This window comes from uncultured Marivita sp. (genome assembly GCF_947488135.1).
In the GTDB taxonomy this organism is placed as follows: Bacteria; Pseudomonadota; Alphaproteobacteria; order Rhodobacterales; family Rhodobacteraceae; genus Marivita.
The window spans coordinates 144,746-165,164 of record NZ_CANKYW010000005.1 but is presented as its reverse complement, the minus strand read 5'-3'; the positions used below and the strand labels follow the sequence as shown (position 1 = coordinate 165,164).

General features: G+C 61.5%; 17 protein-coding genes and 1 tRNA gene. 9 read left to right on the top strand and 9 right to left on the bottom strand.

What is annotated here, in order from left to right; translation table 11 throughout:
- Positions 1–13: 13 nt before the first annotated feature.
- A complete protein-coding gene (locus tag Q1B16_RS14975; protein ID WP_299790407.1) occupies positions 14–532 on the top strand; it encodes a type II 3-dehydroquinate dehydratase in 519 nt (172 codons plus the stop codon).
- 173 nt (positions 533–705) lie between these two features.
- On the opposite strand, the gene Q1B16_RS14970 is transcribed toward Q1B16_RS14975, so the two are convergent.
- Both Q1B16_RS14970 and Q1B16_RS14965 read right to left on the bottom strand, forming a co-directional pair.
- The gene (locus tag Q1B16_RS14970) at positions 706–1,305 is read right to left on the bottom strand and encodes an SMC-Scp complex subunit ScpB (RefSeq protein ID WP_299790404.1); all 600 of its coding nucleotides are present in this window, start codon (positions 1,303–1,305) and stop codon (positions 706–708) included.
- Positions 1,302–2,255: a DUF1403 family protein gene (locus Q1B16_RS14965; protein WP_299790401.1), complete on the bottom strand. Its 954-nt coding sequence runs from the start codon at positions 2,253–2,255 to the stop codon at positions 1,302–1,304. Before Q1B16_RS14965 ends, Q1B16_RS14970 begins: the two co-directional genes overlap by 4 nt.
- A 126-nt stretch (positions 2,256–2,381) precedes the next feature.
- On the opposite strand from Q1B16_RS14965, the gene Q1B16_RS14960 reads away from it, so the two are divergent.
- Positions 2,382–3,497 carry a tyrosine-type recombinase/integrase gene (locus tag Q1B16_RS14960; protein WP_299790398.1) on the top strand — a complete coding sequence of 372 codons (1,116 nt, stop codon included), beginning with the start codon at positions 2,382–2,384 and terminating at the stop codon, positions 3,495–3,497.
- Positions 3,498–4,462: 965 nt separating this feature from the next.
- On the opposite strand, the gene Q1B16_RS14955 is transcribed toward Q1B16_RS14960, so the two are convergent.
- The 4 genes from Q1B16_RS14955 to Q1B16_RS14940 form a co-directional block, all read right to left on the bottom strand.
- A tRNA-Arg gene (locus Q1B16_RS14955) sits at positions 4,463–4,539 on the bottom strand.
- Between the two features lie 325 nt (positions 4,540–4,864).
- Positions 4,865–7,015: a malate synthase G gene (locus tag Q1B16_RS14950; RefSeq protein ID WP_299790395.1), complete on the bottom strand. Its 2,151-nt coding sequence runs from the start codon at positions 7,013–7,015 to the stop codon at positions 4,865–4,867.
- 183 nt (positions 7,016–7,198) lie between these two features.
- Entirely contained in the window at positions 7,199–7,348 is a 150-nt protein-coding gene (locus Q1B16_RS14945) for a DUF2256 domain-containing protein (RefSeq protein WP_299790392.1), read from the bottom strand.
- A gap of 1 nt (position 7,349) precedes the next feature.
- Positions 7,350–8,864: an FAD-binding domain-containing protein gene (locus Q1B16_RS14940; RefSeq protein WP_299790389.1), complete on the bottom strand. Its 1,515-nt coding sequence runs from the start codon at positions 8,862–8,864 to the stop codon at positions 7,350–7,352.
- Positions 8,865–9,011: 147 nt separating this feature from the next.
- On the opposite strand from Q1B16_RS14940, the gene pepN reads away from it, so the two are divergent.
- Together pepN and Q1B16_RS14930 are read left to right on the top strand one after the other, a co-directional pair.
- Positions 9,012–11,561 (top strand): aminopeptidase N, encoded by a 2,550-nt coding sequence (gene pepN / locus Q1B16_RS14935; RefSeq protein WP_299790386.1) that lies wholly within the window; start codon positions 9,012–9,014, stop codon positions 11,559–11,561.
- Positions 11,562–11,756: 195 nt separating this feature from the next.
- Positions 11,757–12,617 (top strand): lysophospholipid acyltransferase family protein, encoded by an 861-nt coding sequence (locus Q1B16_RS14930; RefSeq protein WP_299790383.1) that lies wholly within the window; start codon positions 11,757–11,759, stop codon positions 12,615–12,617.
- Here Q1B16_RS14930 and Q1B16_RS14925 read toward each other — a convergent pair.
- A complete protein-coding gene (locus tag Q1B16_RS14925) occupies positions 12,614–13,309 on the bottom strand; it encodes a transglycosylase SLT domain-containing protein (protein ID WP_299790380.1) in 696 nt (231 codons plus the stop codon). The genes Q1B16_RS14930 and Q1B16_RS14925 overlap by 4 nt on opposite strands.
- Before the next feature lie 270 nt (positions 13,310–13,579).
- On the opposite strand from Q1B16_RS14925, the gene Q1B16_RS14920 reads away from it, so the two are divergent.
- The 3 genes from Q1B16_RS14920 to Q1B16_RS14910 all read left to right on the top strand — a co-directional run bounded on the left by Q1B16_RS14920 (position 13,580) and on the right by Q1B16_RS14910 (position 16,776).
- On the top strand, positions 13,580–14,782 hold the full coding sequence (locus tag Q1B16_RS14920) for a hypothetical protein (protein ID WP_299790377.1): 1,203 nt from the start codon (positions 13,580–13,582) through the stop codon (positions 14,780–14,782).
- Positions 14,783–14,851: 69 nt separating this feature from the next.
- Entirely contained in the window at positions 14,852–16,366 is a 1,515-nt protein-coding gene (gene gatB / locus Q1B16_RS14915) for an Asp-tRNA(Asn)/Glu-tRNA(Gln) amidotransferase subunit GatB (RefSeq protein WP_299790374.1), read from the top strand.
- Positions 16,367–16,374: 8 nt separating this feature from the next.
- On the top strand, positions 16,375–16,776 hold the full coding sequence (locus Q1B16_RS14910) for a DUF4177 domain-containing protein (RefSeq protein WP_299790371.1): 402 nt from the start codon (positions 16,375–16,377) through the stop codon (positions 16,774–16,776).
- A gap of 25 nt (positions 16,777–16,801) precedes the next feature.
- Here Q1B16_RS14910 and Q1B16_RS14905 read toward each other — a convergent pair whose 3' ends face one another.
- Complete coding sequence (locus Q1B16_RS14905; protein ID WP_299790368.1) at positions 16,802–17,059, bottom strand: BolA family protein; 258 nt, start codon at positions 17,057–17,059, stop codon at positions 16,802–16,804.
- Between the two features lie 74 nt (positions 17,060–17,133).
- Here Q1B16_RS14905 and Q1B16_RS14900 point away from each other — a divergent pair, with 74 nt between their 5' ends.
- Complete coding sequence (locus tag Q1B16_RS14900) at positions 17,134–17,766, top strand: J domain-containing protein (protein WP_299790365.1); 633 nt, start codon at positions 17,134–17,136, stop codon at positions 17,764–17,766.
- A 174-nt stretch (positions 17,767–17,940) separates the two neighbouring features.
- Here Q1B16_RS14900 and Q1B16_RS14895 read toward each other — a convergent pair whose 3' ends face one another.
- Positions 17,941–19,065, bottom strand: coding sequence for an aminotransferase class V-fold PLP-dependent enzyme (locus tag Q1B16_RS14895; RefSeq protein ID WP_299790362.1), 1,125 nt, complete (start codon positions 19,063–19,065; stop codon positions 17,941–17,943).
- Between the two features lie 244 nt (positions 19,066–19,309).
- Between Q1B16_RS14895 and Q1B16_RS14890 the strand changes: the two genes are divergently transcribed.
- On the top strand, positions 19,310–20,404 hold the full coding sequence (locus Q1B16_RS14890; protein ID WP_299790360.1) for a Hint domain-containing protein: 1,095 nt from the start codon (positions 19,310–19,312) through the stop codon (positions 20,402–20,404).
- The last annotated feature ends 15 nt before the right edge of the window (positions 20,405–20,419 follow it).

Sequence of the window (20,419 nt, the reverse complement as noted above, 5' to 3'; positions counted from 1 at the left end):
GAAGGAACAAGCAATGCAAGCCACAATCACCCGGGAAAACGACCGTCGCCACAAGATCGCGGTCATCGACGGGCCGAACATGTCCTCGCTGGGCAACCGGTCGAAACAGGTCTACGGCTCCATCGCCTCGCTCGACGATCTCAAGGCGTTCTGCACCCGCTTCGGCGAGGACCTCGGGGTGGAGATCGAGTGTTTCTCGTCGAACTACCAGGGCGCGATCCTGGAATTCATCCATGAATCGGCCGCGCGCGTGGACGGCTACATCATCAATCCCGCCGGCGCCACGACCATCGGCGAGGCCATCCGCCACGCCCTTCAGGATGCTGGCCGCCCGGTGATCGAGGTGCATTTCGCCAACATCTCGGCCGCGCCCGCAATGCCGCGGGGACTGGATTCGGGGACGTTGAAATCGTCCTTCACCCATTCGGCGACCGGGATGTGCATGGGGATGCGGCAGTATTCCTATACCGGCGCGATCCTGGCGATGACCCAGGCGCTGGACGACACGACCTTCCTCGGCGGCGAGGGCTGAGAAACGGCCCGCGCAGCAAACGAGCGCGTTCAACGTCTCGGCGATCATGGTCCCCGAGGATCCGATCGCGAATGGTCCGCATCGCTTGGCCGAGCAACCGGAAGAGCTTTCTGACGCCGCGCTGGTATGACAGTGGCCGGCACCCTCTCGAAGAGCGCCGCATAATTCGGACATCACGGCTTCGACACATCCAGCTCCGGCAAGTCCCGCAGGCTCTGCAGATCGAAGGTCACGAGGAACGTGTCCGTCGTCACGAAGGTATGCGGCGCCCCAGGCCGCGGCGACCGCGGCCCGCTGGCGATCAGGTCCTTGTAGCGCAGCCGGGCCAGCAGATCGCGGCTGACCTCCTTACCGAAGATGTCCTTCAGCCCGGCCCGGTCGATCGGCTGGTGATAGGCGATGGCGCAGAGCACCCCCATCTCGATCTCGGTGAAGCCGAGCGACGGGTCGCCGGGATCGGCAGCGGCCTTGATGGCATCGGCGAACTGCGTTTTCGTCCGAAACATCCAACCGCCGGCGACTTGAACCAATTCGTAGGGGCGGCCGACCAGCTCGGCCTGGATGTCCTCGATCAGCATCTCGACCGAGGCCCCCTGCCCCACCACGCGCGCCAGGTCGTCGCGGCCGACCGGTGACGCGCTGGCGAAGAGCACCGCCTCGATCCGCCCCATCCATTCCCGCCAGCGGAGTTCCTGTGGCAGATCGTCCAGCTCACGGTCAAAGGCGGCACTGCCCTCCTCCGCCGGTTTCCGTTTCCTGGTCGCGACATTCATGGTGCGATCCCGTAGAGTCGGAAGGTCGGTCGCCCAGTGAGTTCTTGGGCCACGCCGAGTTCAACCAACCGGTCGCAGAACCGCCGCGCGGCGCGCGAGGTCATGGGGATCGAGGTGCCCCTGATGCGCGGCGACAGCATCGACGCCGGCGCCACGGCATCCTCGGTCAGGAACAGGTCGACCGCAGCCTCCGATCCTTTCGCGCGCAGCTTCGGCGCCACGGAACGTAGCGCGTCGGCGCGGCGGGCGACGTCTCGCGCCAGTCGAACGGTGGCCTCGATGGACTCGAGGATCTGCATCTCGACTGCCAACTCGGCCCCCTGCCCTTCTGCGGTCAGGTCGCGCAGGTCCGCCTTTGTCAGCCGCTGCGCGGTAACGGGCAGCACCTGCTTCCAGTTCAGCGCCCGCGCCAGAACGATGTCCGAGAGCAGGCAGGCGACCCGTTCCGCCCGGTCGTCGGTCTCGAGCACCGCGCGAAGGACGCAAACGCAGCCGGCCAATGGCCCGTGGGTTCGCGCGCCCTCCAACCCCACGTCCAGCCAAACGCCCACGTCGCGCGCGAAGTCGGCACCGACGAGGTCGGCGATCTCACCTATCCCATCTGACCGCTGGCATGCGCCCCCTCGCCAAAAGGCAAGCAGATCGCCATCCGGCCCCCGCGCCTCGCCCGGCAGCGTCAGGTGATAGGCGTCGCGAATATCCGCCTCACGCGCCAACCGTCCTTCCAGTTTCGAGGTCGCGGTCGCCGCGCTCAGGGCCAGCCGGTTTGCCAGGAGCTTCAGCGGCACGCCATGCTTGGGATCAGAGACAAGCTGATCGAGCACGCTCAGCGCCGCCCCGGACCGAAAGGCCACAGCCTCGAAGGTTTCCACACGTCCGGAGGTGACCCAGCCCGGCAGCCGCGGTAGCTTGCCCAGGTTGTTCGAGATGGCAGTCGGCTGATAGGTCATGCCACAACACTAGTCTCTCGCGGCGCTTTCGTCCACAATATGATGTGCAAACCGCCCCACCCTGCGAGTCTGCATCATGTCCAATAAGTTTGCATTATCGGACTCAAATGAGATAGGCTCAAAAACATGAGCGAAACGCCCGAAAACCAGCTACCAGACGCCCAGAAATCGATCTTAGCGTCCTCTGGTGCGAGCAACAAAGACGGATACGACGAGAGAGAGCCAGCGGACGGATCAATCGCCCTGCCCTCCCACGTCGCCGGGTCCGGCACGCTCGATCGGTTGGTTGAGAATGCACGCGACTACGCCAAAGCCTCAACGGCCGAGAACACCAACAAAGCCTACACCACCGACTGGAAGAACTTCGCCCGCTGGTGCAGATTGAAGGGAACAGACCCCCTCCCCCCTTCGCCGGAGATGATTGGCCTCTACCTGACCGACCTGGCTGCGCCGACCAATGGATCCTCTGCCCTCTCGGTGAGCACCATAGATCGTCGCCTATCCGGACTTGCCTGGAACTATGCGCAACGCGGTTTCGCGCTGGACCGCAAGGACCGGCACATCGCCACCGTGCTGGCCGGGATCAAGCGCAAGCATGCGCGTCGACCGGTCCAGAAAGAAGCCATCCTGCCCGAAGACATCCTCGCGATGGTCGCCACCCTGGGTTTCGATCTGCGCGGGCTGCGCGACCGGGCCATCCTGCTCACGGGATTTGCCGGAGGGTTGCGCCGAAGCGAGATCGTCAGCCTAGATGTGCACAAAGACGATACACTTGAGAGCGGCGGATGGATCGAGATCCTCAAGGATGGTGTCGTACTGACCCTGAATGCAAAGACCGGCTGGCGTGAGGTCGAGATTGGACGCGGCTCTTCAGAACAGACTTGTCCGGTCCATGCGCTTGAACAATGGCTACACTTTGCAAAGATTGATTTCGGCCCGGTCTTCGTGCGCACCTCACGGGATGGCAAAAGAGCCCTGGAAGCTCGCCTGAACGACAAGCACGTTGCGCGTCTCATCAAGGCCACCGTGTTGAAATCCGGCATTCGCTCGGAACTCCCCGAGAAAGACCGCCTCGCCCTGTTTTCCGGCCACTCGCTGCGGGCCGGTCTCGCCAGTTCGGCCGAGGTCGACGAACGCTACGTCCAGAAGCAGCTCGGCCACGCTTCAGCCGAGATGACCCGCCGGTACCAGCGCCGCCGTGACCGGTTCCGGGTGAATCTGACCAAGGCCGCGGGGTTATAAGTGTCTGCGACCAAACGGTCGTTTATCCATGACACTTTAGACTGCAAACGATTAATTTTCATGACGCTGAAAGAGTCTTACTCCAGCGATTAATGTCTCCATAACTTCACCGAGGATTGGCATGTAGCGGGCTGTACATTGCGCTTGATTTCAAGGCGTTATGGAAGCCTGGCAAAGACCGCTGGTACCATTGGTAAGATCAACGGGAAACGGAATATCTCCAAGAAGAAGCTGCAAAAAATTTTGGCATCGGCGCGCTTATGCGCCGTGGAGGATCGGTTTCCTGACCACCACTATCCCCAAGTCGGGCCTGATCCCGCCTAAAATTTCTGCGCTGCATCTCCCAAATACGGAGTTAGCCCATTTGGTTGTCTTCGGGCGAATGTGGGTTTTGCTCTGTCAAACGAGCTGCAATTGGATCAAATTAGTTGAACCGAAGAACACCCGACAAAGCACGCCAGAAGGCGATTTTAAGTTGCACACATATTGCACAAGACACCTCTCAACGCATTGATTTTTGTTATAAACCCGTCCAATCCATCATCGGGCCGCCTCTCATTCTAACATATTGTTTTATAGCAGATATTCTTCATTGGGCAAAATTCTGGCGGCGGATATGACTACGCTGGATTACGGCGCAGTATGCCAGAGTTCGCCCCTCTACGACGACACGTTGCACACACAGTGCACACGAAAATGTGGTCTGCCGCCATATCCCCTGCAGTGCTTGCCGGAACCAGCAGCTCCGTCTTCCTCGATGCGATACTTGGCGAGATGAAAGAAGGCGATGCAAGCAGCAACGCTGAAGTCATACGCCTTCGACCAGGACCACGCGCTAAAGATTCGATGGGAAATCGATGCAACTTCAGCTGACTTCCGCGATTGCACTGCTTACGTGAATTTCCCGCGTAAGCACTAGGTCCACAAATGCGCGAAAGTGTAAGTTATTGATTTATAGTGTTTTTTGGCGCACCCGAGAGGATTCGAACCTCTGGCCTCTGCCTTCGGAGGGCAGCGCTCTATCCAGCTGAGCTACGGGTGCATACCGTTCGCGAGATGCTTACGCCATGCTTACGCGAGAATTTCGTCGGCATGAAGAGCAAACCCTACATTCGCTCAAACCGTTGTTTAGTAACTTCTTTCTTCCAACACAACCAAGCATCACCAGCCTTGACTTCTGCCTTCGGAGGGCAGCGCTCTATCCAGCTGAGCTACAGGTGCCTGCCGTCTCTATACGCAGAAGGGTTTGGGGGCGCAAATGCAAATCTTGCTTTGCGCCCCTGTTTCTTCCTCGCTCGGGAACCCACCGCGCGGGGCCGCGATGCGTCGACGCATCGTGATGTTTCCGTTGACGGAAACGGCCCGCCTCAGCTCGCAGCTTTCAGCTCCAGACGGCGCTTGTGCAGCACCGGTTCGGTGTAGCCCGAGGGCTGCACCCGGCCTTCGAACACGAGGTCACAGGCCGCCTTGAACGCGATCGTGTCAAAGCCCGGCGCCATTGGTGTGTAGGCCGGATCGCCTGCGTTTTGCTCATCCACGACCTTGGCCATACGCTGCATGATCTCCATCACATCGTCCTTCGATACGACGTCGTGGTGTAACCAGTTGGCGATATGCTGCGCGCTGATCCGGCACGTAGCGCGGTCCTCCATCAGACCCACATTGTTGATGTCGGGCACCTTGGAACACCCCACCCCCTGATCGACCCAGCGCACGACATAACCGAGGATGCCTTGCGCGTTGTTCTCGACCTCACGGGCGATCTGGTCCTTGCTCCACATCTGGAACGCGGCCAGCGGGATGTCGAGGATCGTGTCCACATGCGCGCGGCGTCCGCCCTTGCGCAGCTTGTCCTGCACGGCGAAGACATCGACCTTGTGATAATGCAGCGCGTGCAGCGTGGCGGCGGTGGGCGACGGCACCCAGGCGCAATTGGCACCCGCCTTGGGATGTTCGATCTTCTGCTCCAGCATCGCGGCCATCATGTCGGGCATGGCCCACATGCCCTTGCCGATCTGTGCCTTGCCGGACAGCCCACATTCGAGGCCAATGTCCACGTTGCGGTTCTCGTAGCCGCCGATCCAGGCCTTGCGCTTGATGAAGTCCTTGCGGCTGAAGGGCCCAGCCTCCATCGACGTGTGGATCTCGTCCCCGGTGCGGTCGAGGAAGCCGGTGTTGATGAACGCCACCCGGTGCTTGGCCGCGCGGATGCACTGCTTGAGATTGACGGAGGTGCGACGTTCCTCGTCCATGATGCCCAGCTTGACGGTGTTCTGCGGCAGGCCCAGCGCCTTTTCGACGAAGGTGAAGGTCTCGTCGGCAAAGGTCACTTCGTCCGGCCCGTGCATCTTGGGCTTCACGACATAGACCGAGCCGTGGTGCGAATTGCGCAGCCCGTCCGACTTTTTCAGATCGTGCTTGGCGATGAGCGCTGTGATCATCGCGTCCATCAGCCCTTCGTAAATCTCGGACCCGTCCTTCAGCAGGATCGCGGGGTTCGTCATCAGGTGGCCGACATTGCGCACCAGCATCAGTGCACGGCCCTTGATCGTCACCTCACCTTTGCCATCCGGCGCGGTGTAGGTTCGGTCCGGGTTGAGTGCCCGGGTGACGGTCTTGCCGCCTTTCTCGAACGTGTCCTCAAGGTCGCCCTTCATCAGGCCCAACCAGTTCGAATACGCGAGGGTCTTGTCCTCGGCATCGACGCAGGCCACGGAATCCTCGCAATCCATGATCGCGCTTACTGCGCTTTCGAGGCGCACATCCGCCAGCCCGGCCTGATCGCGGCTGCCGATGAAGTGAGTGCGGTCGAAGACCAGTTCGACATGCAGGCCGTGATTGCGCAGCAGCACCGCGTCCGGGGCCTTGGGATGGCCTTTGTAGCCCACGAATTTCGACGGATCGACAAGCGGCATATCGTCGATCAGCAGCGCGCCATTGTGGACATAGTACCGCCGCACATCCGCATGGCTGCCGCCCTCGATCGGGAAGGCCTCGTCCAGGAACACCCGTGCGCGGGCGACCACGCGGGAACCACGGCCCTTGTCGTAGCCGCCCTTCGGCGCGGGCGTGCCCATCGCGTCGGTGCCGTAAAAGCCGTCGTAAAGGCTGCCCCAGCGCGCGTTGGCCGCGTTCAAAGCGTAGCGCGCATTGGTGATCGGCACGACAAGCTGCGGGCCGGGAACGGTCGCGATCTCGGGGTCGGTGTTGGCAGTCTCGATCTCGAAATCGTCGCCTTCCTCGAGCAGATACCCGATCTCGGAGAGAAACGCCTTGTAGGCTTCGTGGTCATGCGGCTGGTTGCGATGCCGGATATGCCACTCGTCGATCTTGGTCTGAAGATCCTCGCGGGTTTTCAGAAGCTCCGCGTTCTTCGGCCCGAACTCATGCGCGAGGGTGGACAGCGCCTCCCAAAATGCATCGGCCTCGACATCCGTGCCGGGCAAGGCCTGCCCCTCGATAAAGTCAAAAAGCGTCTGGTCGATCTGCAATCCGTGACGGTCGATCCGCTTGGCCATGTGGCGTTCCCCTCGCTGTATACTGTGGTACTCAATTAGAAAGAAAGTTTCCGATCCGCAACAGGGTTGGTCAGATGATCTGACCAAAAATCGCCTTTCGGGGAAATTTGAAAATCGAGGCGCGCTGTTTCGGAAAACGAAAGAGTACGAGGCGTCGGGATGCCTTTGGGAATGCGGATGGCTCTAGGGTCTGGTCTTCTCTCGCCGACACCGCTCCGAGCAGTATTTCACGTCGTCCCAGACCTTGGCCCATTTCTTGCGCCAGGTGAACGGCAGTCCACAGGTGGCGCAGGTTTTGGTTGGCAAGTCGGATTTTTTGCGTTGTTTCGGCATCTTACAGGTCCAACCTCAACTGGCCATCATCGGATTTCGACGCCCGCCGTCGCGGCGCGCGGTCGTTGACAAAATGCCCGGCACTGTCCTTGCGGCTGGCGTGCTTTTGAATCACGCGCTCGGTCTCAGTGCAATCCACGGTGCGGCGCATTGCAAAAATGCGGTCCCGCGCCGCGCGCGCCGCTGCCGGAACATCGATTATCGGCTCTGGGTAATGTCGCCCCAAAACGCGCCCTGCGCCGTCCCATGTCCAAGGAGTTTGCAGATGCGTGTCCGGCACGTCGGCCAGTTCCGGCACCCAGCGCCGTGTGAACGTGCCGGTCGGGTCCTGATCGGTGCCTTGCTTGATCGGGTTATAGATCCGCGGTGTGTTGATGCCCGTGGTGCCTGCCTGCATCTGCATCTGGCTCCAATGAATGCCCGGCTCGTAATCGGTGAACATCCGCGCCAAGTGCGGCCCGGTGCTGCGCCAGTCAAGCCAGAGGTGATAGCTCGCGACGCTGACCACCATCGCCCGCATACGAAAATTGAGCCAGCCGGTGGCGCGCAGCGATCGCATGCAGGCATCTAGGAACGGCAGCCCGGTTTCGCCGTTTTCCCACGCGCTCAGACGGCTGTGGTCCGGTTCGCGCGGGCGCATCCCCTCATAGGCGCGGTGCAGGCTGCGATGCTCGAGTTCGGGTTCATCCTCGAGCTTTTGCATGAAGTGATCGCGCCAGGCGAGGCGGGATTGAAAGGACTTGAGGCTCCCGCTCCAGCCATCGCGCGGACCGCCCCTGACCTCGCGCTGGCGGGCGGCGGTGGCCTGCACCACTTCGCGCACGGTGATCGTGCCGAGCGCCAGATGCGGGCTGAGCCGCGAACACGCGGTGGCCCCGTCCAACGGTGAGGACATGGCGCGGCGGTAGGTCTGCCCCCGTTCCGTCAGGAAGCCGCCAAGCAGGGACAGCGCATGGTCGCGCCCCCCTGGCTGTCTGTCCGCACAGGGGTCCGGTGCACAGAGTTTCGGGATCGGGTCCGACGGCAGGTCGCAGGGCGGCAACGCCTTTGGAGCCTCGATCTGCGCATGCGCCATGAAGGCGTTGCGCTGCCCCGCCCACCCATCGCGCCCGTGCAGACGCCGCACGACGCCCGATTGCGGAAGCTCGGTCCAGCGCACGCCCTGCCCCCGCGCCCAGGCGGCAACCCGTTTGTCGCGGGCAAAGGTCCAGGCGTTGCCGGTTTCCTCGTGGCTGACGAGGTGATCGAATTTTACCGTTTGGTATAAATCCTCAAACTCCTGAACGGCGTCACCCACCCGGACCACAAGATCGCTGCCAAGACCGCGCAGGGCGGTTTGCAAAACGGCGAGGCTTTCCTGCAAAAACGCAAACTGCCGACCGGACGTGTCGGGCAGCGCCCAGTATTCGGGTTCAACGATGTAAAGCGGCACGACACGCGCATCCCGCGCGGCCAAAGCCAGCGCCGGGTGGTCGTGGATGCGCAGGTCGCGCTTGAACCAGAGAACGGTTGTCATGCCATTGTAGCTAGGGGTCCAAAGGCGCGTGACCAGCGGTGGCTCAGAGCATGTCGTGCGGGCCCACGCTGCAACCCGTTTCCCTTCTTTGAAATCCCGGCATAGGTATTACTTCGACACGCAAACGTCACCAATTCGGAGCACATGATGAAAGACGCCGCGCCCAAGACGATCTACCTCAAGGACTACACGCCCTTCGGCTTCGTGGTGGAGAGCGTGCATCTGACCTTCCGGCTGGCCCCCACCGCGACACGGGTCATCAGCAAGATCGCCTTTGTGCCGAACCCGGATGCGACGGATGGCACGTTTTTCCTGCATGGCGAAGAACTCAAGCTGCTCTGGGCCAAGATCGACGGTGCCGATGTCACGCCGACCGTGACCGACGAGGGCCTGCGCTGCGACGTGCCGGACGGCCCTTTCACCTGGGAGGCCGAGGTCGAGATCAGCCCCGAAACCAACACCGCGCTGGAAGGGCTTTATATGTCGAACGGCATGTATTGCACCCAGTGCGAGGCGGAAGGTTTCCGCAAGATCACCTATTACCCCGACCGGCCCGATGTCATGAGCACCTTCACAGTACGGATCGAAGGTGAAGAAAAGGTGAAACTGTCCAACGGAAATCCGACCGGCAGCGGCGAGGGCTGGGCGGAGTGGCACGATCCGTGGCCGAAACCGGCTTACCTATTCGCGCTGGTGGCGGGAGATCTCGTCAACCATCCCGACACGTTCACCACGATGTCCGGCAAAGAGGTCGAGCTGAATATCTGGGTCCGTCCCGGCGACGAGAGCAAATGCGCCTTCGGGATGGAAGCCCTCAAGAAATCAATGACTTGGGATGAAGAGGTTTACGGGCGTGAATACGATCTCGACATTTTCAACATCGTCGCGGTGGACGATTTCAACATGGGCGCGATGGAGAACAAGGGGCTCAACGTGTTCAATTCGTCCTGCGTTCTGGCCTCGCCCGAAACCAGCACCGACAGCAATTTCGAGAGAATTGAAGCTATTATCGCGCATGAGTATTTTCATAATTGGACAGGCAACCGCATCACCTGCCGCGACTGGTTCCAGCTATGCCTGAAAGAGGGTCTGACGGTCTTTCGTGACGCGCAATTCACGGCCGACATGCGGTCCGAGCCGGTCAAACGCATCAGCGACGTGATCGACCTGCGCGCGCGGCAGTTCCCCGAGGACCAGGGCCCGCTCAGCCACCCGGTGCGGCCGGAGAGTTTTCAGGAAATTAACAATTTCTACACCGCCACGGTCTATGAAAAAGGTGCCGAGGTGATCGGCATGTTGAAAACCCTGGTCGGTGACGATGCTTATAAACGTGCTCTGGATTTGTATTTTGACCGTCACGATGGTCAGGCTTGCACCATCGAAGACTGGCTTGCCGTTTTCGAGGATGCGACCGGCCGCGATCTTGGTCAGTTCAAGCTGTGGTATTCCCAATCCGGCACGCCCCGCGTCACGGTGTCAGAGGATTGGACGGACGGGGTCTATACCCTGACCTTCAAACAGCACACGCCGCCGACCCCCGGTCAGGACGTGAAAGATCCGAAGGTCATCCCGATTGCCGTCGGTCTTTTGAATCCCAATGGAGATGAGGTCGTTCCCACGCGCGTTCTGGCACTGACCGAAGCCGAACAAAGCTTTTCCTTTGACGGATTGGCCAGCAAACCGGTCCCGTCGATCCTGCGCGGGTTCTCCGCCCCGATTGTCTTGGATCGCGACGTCAGCCGGGAAGAGCGGACATTCCTGCTGGCGCATGACACCGACGCGTTCAACCGTTGGGAAGCGGGGCGCAACCTGTGCCGCGACAGCCTTGTCGCCACGATCCAGGACGGCGCGCCCCATGACGATGCGTGGATCGATGCGCTGGAACGCGTGGTCCGCGATGACACGCTTGATCCGGCCTTCCGATCGCTGATGCTGTCCGGTCCCACGCAGTCAGAGCTTGCGCAGGTGTTGTTCGAACGCGGCACGGTCCCGGATCCCGACGCGATCTGGGCCGCCGCGGACAGTTTGAGACGGCACATGGCCCATCGTTGGAAGGGTTGGATCGGTGACCTGATGCAGAGCGTTGCTGTGACCGAACCCTACCGCCCGGATGCGGACCAAGCCGGCAAACGCGACCTTGGCAGTGCGCTTCTGTCGCTTCAGACTGTGCTGGACGATGGCGCCACGGCCCAAGCGCAGTTCGATAGTGCCGACAACATGACGTTGCAGCTTTCAGCGCTGGGCCAGTTGTTGCGCGCCGGCAAGGGTGAGGCCGCGCTCAAGTCCTTTGAAAACCAGTGGAGACACGATCGCCTGGTGATGGACAAATGGTTCGGCCTACAGGTCGGCATGGCCAAGCCGGAGGTGGCTGTGGATGTCGCCGAAGGGCTGGTGGAACACCCGGCGTTCGACATGGGCAACCCCAACCGCTTCCGCGCGGTGATGGGCGGTTTCGCAATGAACCACGCCGGTTTCCACCGCAAGGACGGTGCGGGCTATGCGTTCCTGGCAGATTGGTTGATCAAACTCGACGACAAGAATCCGCAAACCACCGCGCGCCTGTGCTCGGTCTTCCAGACCTGGAAGCGGTATGACACGGACCGTCAGACGCTGATCAAAGCACAGCTCGAGCGCATCAAGGCGAAACCGAATCTGAGCCGTGACACCGATGAAATGGTCAGCCGCATCCTCGGCTGACCGATACGACACCCCTGCGAATAAAACGCCGCCGAATCCGAAAAATCGGGAACCGGCAACGACTTGCCGGCGTTGATCGACAAGTGGCGTGACATTGCGCAAAGCTGTATGCTCCGGAATTATGACTTGTTCCCCGGCGCAGGATCCAATGCGTTTGTCATGCCGGTGTCACGCTGGCCTGCCAGGAGTTGCCGCATGAAAGACCGGATAGACCCGCTGATCCAGGATCGTGCGCCCTGGCTATTCCGCAACACGCCCGGGGCCTTCGCGGCCCGGCCCGTGCTGGACACGCTTCTCGGCTACAACCGAACCGTGAAGCTGGCCGAAGAGATCGGCACCCTGTCTGCCCTTGAAATCATGGATATCATGGCCGATCGGCTTGCCAAGCATGTCACCGTGTCCGGTCTGGGGCACATCCCACGTCATGGCGCCGCGCTTGTCGTTGCGAACCATCCCACCGGGATCGCGGACGGAATCATCCTGCATGGATTGCTTCGATCCGTCCGGCGTGATGCCTATTATTTCGCGAATCACGACATTCTCAAGGTGATGCCCCAGATGAGCGACATCATCGCGCCGGTCGAATGGCGCAAGGATCGTCGCAGCCACGCCAAGACGCGCGAAACAATGGTTTACGCGCGGAATGCGGTTAAGAACGATCGGCTGGGCGTCATCTTCCCGTCAGGTCGTCTGGCGAAAAGGCGGGGCGTGCGGCTTCATGAACGGCCGTGGATGGCGTCGGCCGCGATGCTGGCGCGGAAATTCGATCTGCCGGTGATCCCGATCCACCTTCAGGCCCGCAATTCCGCGCTGTTCTATTTGTTCGATGCGATCCATCCGACGCTGCGCGACATTACTCTGTTCCACGAAACACTGAACAAGCACCGCCAACCCTACGATATCCGCGTCGGAGAGCCGATTTCGCCCAAGGCCTTGCCTGAGAATTCGGAGGATGGGATCGAATTGCTGCGTCGCGCAACGCTCGCCTTGGGGGAGCCACAGAAACAGGGCGTATCGCTTTTGGCCGCGTCCCGCTTTCCGGCGCGTCGGGCCTAGTCGCCGCGGGTCGAAAAGACCTCGTCCCACTGAGAGACGTCGGGCCGGGCAACCGGGCGTAAAGATCGCGACAGCCCTGCACAATAGGGCTGCTTACGCATCCACTTCATCATGTCTGTGCGTTTCGCACGGCTGTGAAACGGTCCCCAATCAGCGGCCACGCCGCGCATGTTGTGGGAAACCACGCCATCGCGCGGAACGGTCACGGCCATGATGCGCAAGGCGCATTGCAGGTTGGCGGCCCCGTTCTTGAGACCGTCCCGCGAGGTTGCGTTGCACCTGTATCCACGTGCTGTCGCGGGCAATATCTGAAGCAGGCCGTACCATTTGCCACCGCCGCCCACTGCCGTGGGGCGGAATGTGCTTTCGTGCTTGGCCAGTGTCGACAGAAGGCCGATCCAGAACGCCTCGCGTGCGGATGTGTCGTTCGTCGCGTAGGCGGGGCACCAGTCACCGATATCCTTGGGCACCGTGCGCGGCAGCGCGCTGGCATGGCTGCGCAGAGCGGTTAGGGCCGCACGGGACCAGCGATCGGCTTCGCGCCGGTGGCTCCAACGCATATCGGGAAGAGGTGTGTAGTTCCGCGCGACCGGCCTGAGCGACACGGTCAGCGCATTCGTTGACGATCCGTCAACCACTGTGGCAGGTGTCGCAGAGACAGACCCGGCAAGGCCAAGCGCAAGCACCGCCACGCCTATGATCCCCCAGCGCGACATCCGCAGGTGTTTTTCTGGTTTTTCGCCGAAAATCAACGCCAAATCGGGCAAGGTGTACCGGATGGGCGGCTTTCCGCGCGATTTTAGGGATTTGGGCGGAAACCTGATCACCGGGGTCCGACCGCCCCCGGATTACCGCTGCGAGATCGTTTTGGCGCCCGATTTGCGACACGTTTTTCAGGCATTTCTGGTGGGACCGAAATTCACCGTCCGGCCCCTGCGCCGGACCAAACGAAGGCCGATCCGATGCCCGTTCTGGAAAACCTGACGACCCTGATCCGCAAAGCCCGAAACGCCGCCGACGCGACGGAGCCGTCGGGGTCCGTTCTCAATGTCGAGGCGCTGAAACCGTCGAGCAAGCTCAAGCTTCCGGTCGCTACATCGAGCGAGGAGGAAGATTTGCACCACGCGCTGTTCGAGGCCGGTCTTTACCTTGCGCGTCAGGATGCCTGGGGCACCCTGGGCGATCGCATCCGCAGCGCCGATGCAGAACGCGCCATGACCCCCGGCGGCGTACCCGAGGCCGAAATCCTTGCCGAGGGTGCCCGTGCCGACGCGGTGACGGCCGCATCCCGCGCGGTGGCATCGGGGGATGAACTGGGCGCCGCATCGATCATGAACGACATGCAGCTTGTGCTCGACGAGACGGGCGATGATCACGGCGTCGCCTACGTGGTGGCCAGCGCGCATATCGACATCGGCTGGGCCTGGCGCGGCGAGGGCTGGCGGCAGGACATCCCGCCCGCGCATCGCGCCGCGTTCTTCCGTCACTTCAAAAGCGCCGGAGACCTGATCGACCGCTATGACGCGTTCGAACTGGATTCGCCGATGCTCGCCGCCGTGCGCTGTGCGCTGCTTGCCGCCGAGACGCGTCCCCGCACGCGGGCAAGCGACGATTACGAAGACCTGATCGACCTCGCTCCGCGCGTCGCCAAATACATGCGGGCGCTCGGCAACCACATGCTGCCCCGCTGGTTCGGCAGCTATCAGCGCCTCGAACACGAAGCCCGGCGCACGATGGAACGCACGGCGGATATCTGGGATGCGGGTGGCTATACCTGGACCTACATGGACGCGCTCAGCGTGGATAGCGAGGCCTTCGCCTTGCTGGACGCCGACCTTTTCTGTCAGGGCCTGCGCGACATCTTTGCGCGGCAGAACGACCAGCACACCGCCAATGTCTTCGCCGCCTACACCGGCACGGCGTTGGAGCCGACCGGCGTCAATCTCGAAGCCCGCGCGCAGATTGCGGACTGTTTCGATTGGATCGTCACCAATCACCTGAAGGAAATCCACCCGCGCGTCTGGTACGCGGCAAAGGGTGTCTGGGCCGCGCGGTTGGACGACCAGGATCGGCTGACCAAAGGACGCCAGCGCGCGTCGGCGGCGCTGGCGCGTCACGCCCAGGGTCTTCCCCCTGTGACCGCCCCCGGTGCAATCAAGGAGTAGACCGCGCCCCCTTGCCCCCTGCCCCCCTCTGGCGTATTCCACGCGGCGTTCACGCCAAGAGGATTTGCCATGCTGGACCTGACCTTCGAAGCCCCGAAACCCAAGGTGATCGCCGGCGCCAAGCATGATTGGGAACTGGTCATTGGCATGGAGGTGCACGCACAGATCGCCTCCAAGGCCAAGCTGTTCTCGGGCGCGTCGACGCAATTCGGGGCCGAACCCAATTCCAACGTGTCCTTCGTGGATGCCGCCATGCCGGGGATGCTGCCGGTCATCAACGAATTCTGCGTTGAACAGGCGGTGCGCACGGGGCTTGGGCTTAAGGCGCAGATCAATCTTGTCAGCGCGTTTGATCGCAAGAATTATTTTTACCCAGATTTGCCGCAAGGCTACCAAATCAGCCAGCTGTATCACCCCATCGTGGGCGAGGGCGAGGTGATCGTCGACATGGAACCCGGCATCGCGCGGCGCGTGCGGATCGAACGGATCCATATCGAACAGGATGCAGGCAAGTCGATCCATGATATGGACCCGTCCATGTCTTTCGTGGATCTCAACCGCACGGGCGTGGCGCTGATGGAAATCGTCAGCCGCCCCGACATTCGCGGACCCGAGGAAGCGGCGGCCTACGTGGTGAAGCTGCGTCAGATCCTGCGGTATCTGGGGACGTGTGACGGAAACATGCAGAACGGTAACCTTCGCGCGGACGTGAACGTGTCGGTCTGTCGTCCCGGTACTTATGAGAAGTATCAGGAAACTCAGGATTTCTCGCATCTCGGCACACGTTGCGAGATCAAGAACATGAACTCCATGCGGTTCATCCAGATGGCGATTGATTACGAAGCGCGCCGTCAGATCGGTATCCTGGAAGCGGGCGGAAAGATCGACCAAGAAACCCGCCTTTACGATCCGGACAAGAACGAAACGCGGTCGATGCGGTCCAAGGAAGAAGCGCATGATTACCGCTACTTCCCCTGCCCGGACCTGCTTCCGCTGGAGATCGAACAGGCGTGGGTGGACGATATCGCCGCCAATCTGCCGGAACTCCCGGACGAGAAGAAAGCCCGCTTCGTCAAGGAGTTTGGCCTGTCCGAATACGATGCCGACGTGCTCACGGCGGACACGGCGAATGCCGGATATTTCGAAGAGGTGGTCGCGGGCTGTGGCGACGGCAAGCTGGCGGCGAATTGGGTCATCAACGAGTTGTTCGGTCGGTTGAAGAAGGAAGACCACGACATCACGGAAAGCCCGGTCTCGCCCGCGCAACTGGCTGGTATCATTGCGCTGATCAAGAAGGGCGACATCTCGGGCAAGATCGCCAAGGACCTGTTCGAGATCGTCTACACCGAAGGGGGCGACCCGGCAGAGATCGTCGAGGCGCGCGGCATGAAACAGGTCACGGACACCGGCGCGATTGAGAAAGCGGTCGATGAGATTATCGCGGCCAACCCGGCACAGGTGGAGAAAGCCCAGCAAAACCCGAAGCTTGCGGGCTGGTTCGTGGGTCAGGTGATGAAGGCCACGGGCGGCAAGGCCAATCCGGCGGCGGTCAACCAGATCGTGACGGCGAAGCTAGGGCTGTGAGCAGGGGCGTGTACGAATACAAGGTTGTTCCGGCCCCGGTGAAGGGGATCAAAGCCAAGGGCGTCAAGACGCCCGAGGCGCGGTTTGCGTTGGGCGTGGAACAGGCGATCAACGCGCTTGCCGCCGATGGCTGGGAGTATCAGCGCTCGGACGTTTTGCCGTCGCAGGAGCGGGTCGGGTTGACCGGGTCGGAGACACATTGGCGCACCTTGCTGGTGTTTCGCCGGGCCATCGCGGAGGCCGAAGACACGATTCCCGAAGCCGTGCCTGCGCGGGTCGAGCCGGTTCTGACGAAAGCGCCCGCCGTGACAGCGGCGGTGCCCGAGGGCGACGGCGTGGCCGAAGCGGCGCCCGAGCCGGACAAGCAGCCGGAGTTCGAGGAAGGCAGCGAAGAGACGCGGCCCGCGTGAAGCAAAGGCCGGGCTGAACCCCGACCTACTCTCCGAGATCCATCGACAGTGCGTGGATGGCCGCCACCAGGTCAGGGCCAAGCGCCTTGTGCACCATGCGGTGACGCGCAATTCGGGACTGACCGGCAAAAGCGTCGGCACGGATGATCACGTGAAAATGGCTTTCGCCGCCCTCCTGATAGCCGGAATGGCCGCGATGCGCCTCGCTCTCGTCGCGCACGGTAAGTTCGCGTGGGGTCAATGCCTCGCGCAGACGTGTTTCGATCTGTTCCGTTCGGGTCATTTTTTCGCGTCCTGCACCTTACCTCTGTCGCGTTTTGGTCTAGAGTGTTGCCTCCGAGTCGAAAAGGGCAGGTTATGAGCAAATCAGATCCATTCGGTTTCGATATGTCGATCAAATCGGCGAAGAAGAAGAACCCCCGTGGCCGACGGGGCATGTCAGGCGCATCCGAGACCTCGACCCGCGTGTGCGATCACGAGGGCTGCGAGGAAGCGGGGAAGTTCCGTGCGCCGAAAGCGCCGGACGTGCTCGATGATTTTTACTGGTTCTGCCAGGAGCACGTGCGCGAGTACAACAACAAGTGGAACTTCTTCGACGGCAAGACCGAAGCGGAGATGAACGCGCAGACGAGCTCGGATAAGGTCTGGGAGCGGCGCACGAAGGATTGGCGCGACCCCGAGGCCAAGGCCTGGGCACGGCTGGGCATCGAGGACCCGCACCAGGTGCTGGGCGATAACGCGACACGCAACCCGGGGCGCAACGGCAGCACCGGCGGCTACACGAAGCGGCTGCCCCCGACCGAACGACGGGCGATGGAGATCCTCGAAGCCAAGGACCACTGGACCAAGGCCGAGGTGCGCAAGGCTTACAAGGCGCTGATCAAGGTGCTGCACCCGGACATGAACGGCGGCGACCGCAGCCAGGAAGAGCAGTTGCAACAGGTCGTTTGGGCCTGGGATCAGATCAAGGACAGCCGGAACTTCAAATAGGGGTTCGGGCGGGCGAAACCTGGCCGCCCTGCGTTGTCCCACAAATGAAGCGCACGAGACGACGTTGCTTTTGCATATTTTCAAAAAGAAGAAGCCGGGGATGGTGCGCGCTCCCCGGCTTCTTCTCTTTTCATATACGCGTCTTCTCCGGTTCGGTCCCGGTGCAGCGGTGGGTCAAAGCACCTCGTCCAGCACGCGCTTGAGGCGCGCCACGGTGCCGTCGACGTCATAAAGCTTGTCAAGACCGAAGAGACCGAGCCGGAAGGTGCTAAATTCGGGCGGTTCGTCGCATTGCAGCGGCACCCCGGCGGCGATCTGCATTCCGCGCGCGGCGAAGGCGCGGCCGGATTGGACCTCGGGGTCTTGCGTGTAGCTGACCACGACACCGGGCGCGCCGAAGCCGTCAGCCGCGACGGACCGGACGCCCTTTTCCGCGAGAAGCGCACGCACGCGGGAGCCGAGCGCCCATTGCGCGTCTTTCAGTTTCTCGAACCCGTAATCGCGGGTTTCCAGCATCGTATCGCGAAAGGCCCGCAGCCCGTCTGTGGGCAAGGTCGCGTGATAGGCGTGGCCGCCATTTTCGTAGGCCATCATGATCTGGTGCCACTTCTTGAGATCGGTGGCAAAGCTGTTGGAGGTGGTCTCCTCCATCCGTTTCACGGCGCGGTCGGACAGCATCACGAGGCCCGCGCAGGGCGTCGCGGACCAGCCCTTTTGCGGGGCCGAGATCAACACGTCGACGCCTGTGGCCTTCATGTCCACCCAGGCACAGCCGGACGCGATACAGTCCAGCACCATCAGCGCGCCGACCTCGTGCGCGACGGCGGCCAGCGCAGTGACATAGTCGTCGGGCAGGATGATCCCGGCACTGGTCTCCACATGGGGTGCGAAGACGATATCTGGTTTTTCCTCCCGAATGCGCGCCATCACCTCGTCGATGGGTGCTGGCGCGAAGGGGGCGAAGACCTCGTTCCCGGTCTGGCGCGCCTTCATCACCACGGTGTCACCGCCGAAGCCGCCCGCTTCGAAGATCTGTGTCCAGCGGTAGGAAAACCAGCCGTTGCGCACGATGAGGGTCTTGGCCCCCTGCCCGAACTGGCGCGCCACCGCCTCCATCCCGTAGCTTCCGCCACCCGGGACAAGGACCACCGCGTCGGCCTTGTAGACGTCCTTCAGCATCCCTGAGATGTCGGTCATTACCTTTTGAAACGTGGCCGACATATGGTTGAGCGAGCGGTCGGTGAAGACGACCGAAAATTCTTCGAGCCCGTTCGGGTCTATCGTTTCGAGCAAAGCCATGGGCAACCTCCGTGAGTTTCATCTTGGGTAACGCGGTGGCGAAAGATTGGCAAAGCCTAGTTCGGTTCAAAAGGTCGCGGACCTCTTGCGGCACAACGGTACGGGGTGACAGGTTAGATGGATCGACGTCAAAAGACACAACATCTTGTTTTCGATTGGTGAATGATTGACCGAAGAGCTTACCCAGAGGTAAGCTTATCGAAATTCAGAAAAGGGGCGTCAGACCCCGAGAGGCAGAGCAAACATGGCAACAACCACGTTGTTGTTGAACGGATTCAGCATCGTCGGGGACCCGCGTGCAAACTCGAACGCCTCGAATGGCGGCGAGTACATGATCCGTGGTGGCGATGCCGTTTTCGAGAATAACGATATCATCGTGTTCGTGGCCGATGGCGCGACCGCCGACGGTGTTCTGACCGGCAATTCGACCATCACGCAGATCATCGTCTACGACAACGCGTCGGACTATTACAACGATGTCCCCAAATACACCTACTCCGGCAGCGCTGATATCGATATGGGCCGACGATCCATGGGGGATCGTTATCTGGAATTCGAGGCGGACGGATTGACGTCGAGCGACAGCGGCGCGCCGGTTCTGGGGACTCTGGCGGCGGTTGCCGGGGTGGATATTCTTGGCACTCTGGCCGCGCAAAACGGTCCTTTGGAAGTGCCAACGAACGAGGATATCGACCTCGATGAAGATGGCAATATTTCGGGCGGCGAAGCGGCCGATGGCGCGTTTTCGTCCGATGTGGCCAACGGGCTGATCGTGATTTGCTTCGCGGCCGGCACCTTGATCGAAACACCAGGCGGACCACGGTTCATCGAGAGCCTGTGCGTCGACGATCTGGTCACGACCCTTGACCGGGGGCCTCAGCCGATCCGGTGGATTGGACGTGTCACTGTCCCGGGCGACGGGATCAACACGCCAATCCGTATTCGGCGCGGCGCACTCGAAAATGTCCGTGACCTATGGGTGTCGCCGAACCACAGGATGCTGCTCCGGGGAATGGAGGCCGAGTTGATGTTCGGCGAGGCCGAGGTTCTGGTTGCCGCCAAGCATCTCATCAACGGCAAAAGCATCGTTGCTGAACCGCGTCCATTGGTCGAATACTGGCACTTCTTATGCGACGCGCATCACGTCGTTTTCGCGGAAGGCTGCGCGGCAGAAACGCTTTACCCGGGGCAGATCGCGCTCGACACTATTGACGAAGATGCGCGGGACGAGATCGTCGGGCTTTTGCCGGATGTTCCGCTTGACCGTGCCGATCGGCCGATGGCGCGCTACACGTTGAAACGGCACGAGGCGAAGGCACTTTTAGGTTGGGCGGCGTAGATCGGTAAACGTGTC

Bases quoted from the DNA above. Each gene is read 5' to 3' on its own strand.
- Q1B16_RS14895 (WP_299790362.1), bottom strand. From the start codon at position 19,065: ATGGCTTTGCTCGAAACGATAGACCCGAACGGGCTCGAAGAATTTTCG.
- Q1B16_RS14930 (WP_299790383.1), top strand. From the start codon at position 11,757: ATGAAAGACCGGATAGACCCGCTGATCCAGGATCGTGCGCCCTGGCTA.
- Q1B16_RS14945 (WP_299790392.1), bottom strand. From the start codon at position 7,348: ATGCCGAAACAACGCAAAAAATCCGACTTGCCAACCAAAACCTGCGCC.
- pepN (WP_299790386.1), top strand. From the start codon at position 9,012: ATGAAAGACGCCGCGCCCAAGACGATCTACCTCAAGGACTACACGCCC.
- gatB (WP_299790374.1), top strand. From the start codon at position 14,852: ATGCTGGACCTGACCTTCGAAGCCCCGAAACCCAAGGTGATCGCCGGC.
- Q1B16_RS14965 (WP_299790401.1), bottom strand. From the start codon at position 2,255: ATGACCTATCAGCCGACTGCCATCTCGAACAACCTGGGCAAGCTACCG.
- Q1B16_RS14905 (WP_299790368.1), bottom strand. From the start codon at position 17,059: ATGACCCGAACGGAACAGATCGAAACACGTCTGCGCGAGGCATTGACC.
- Q1B16_RS14900 (WP_299790365.1), top strand. From the start codon at position 17,134: ATGAGCAAATCAGATCCATTCGGTTTCGATATGTCGATCAAATCGGCG.
- Q1B16_RS14890 (WP_299790360.1), top strand. From the start codon at position 19,310: ATGGCAACAACCACGTTGTTGTTGAACGGATTCAGCATCGTCGGGGAC.
- Q1B16_RS14960 (WP_299790398.1), top strand. From the start codon at position 2,382: ATGAGCGAAACGCCCGAAAACCAGCTACCAGACGCCCAGAAATCGATC.
- Q1B16_RS14975 (WP_299790407.1), top strand. From the start codon at position 14: ATGCAAGCCACAATCACCCGGGAAAACGACCGTCGCCACAAGATCGCG.
- Q1B16_RS14970 (WP_299790404.1), bottom strand. From the start codon at position 1,305: ATGAATGTCGCGACCAGGAAACGGAAACCGGCGGAGGAGGGCAGTGCC.
- Q1B16_RS14920 (WP_299790377.1), top strand. From the start codon at position 13,580: ATGCCCGTTCTGGAAAACCTGACGACCCTGATCCGCAAAGCCCGAAAC.
- Q1B16_RS14950 (WP_299790395.1), bottom strand. From the start codon at position 7,015: ATGGCCAAGCGGATCGACCGTCACGGATTGCAGATCGACCAGACGCTT.
- Q1B16_RS14940 (WP_299790389.1), bottom strand. From the start codon at position 8,864: ATGACAACCGTTCTCTGGTTCAAGCGCGACCTGCGCATCCACGACCAC.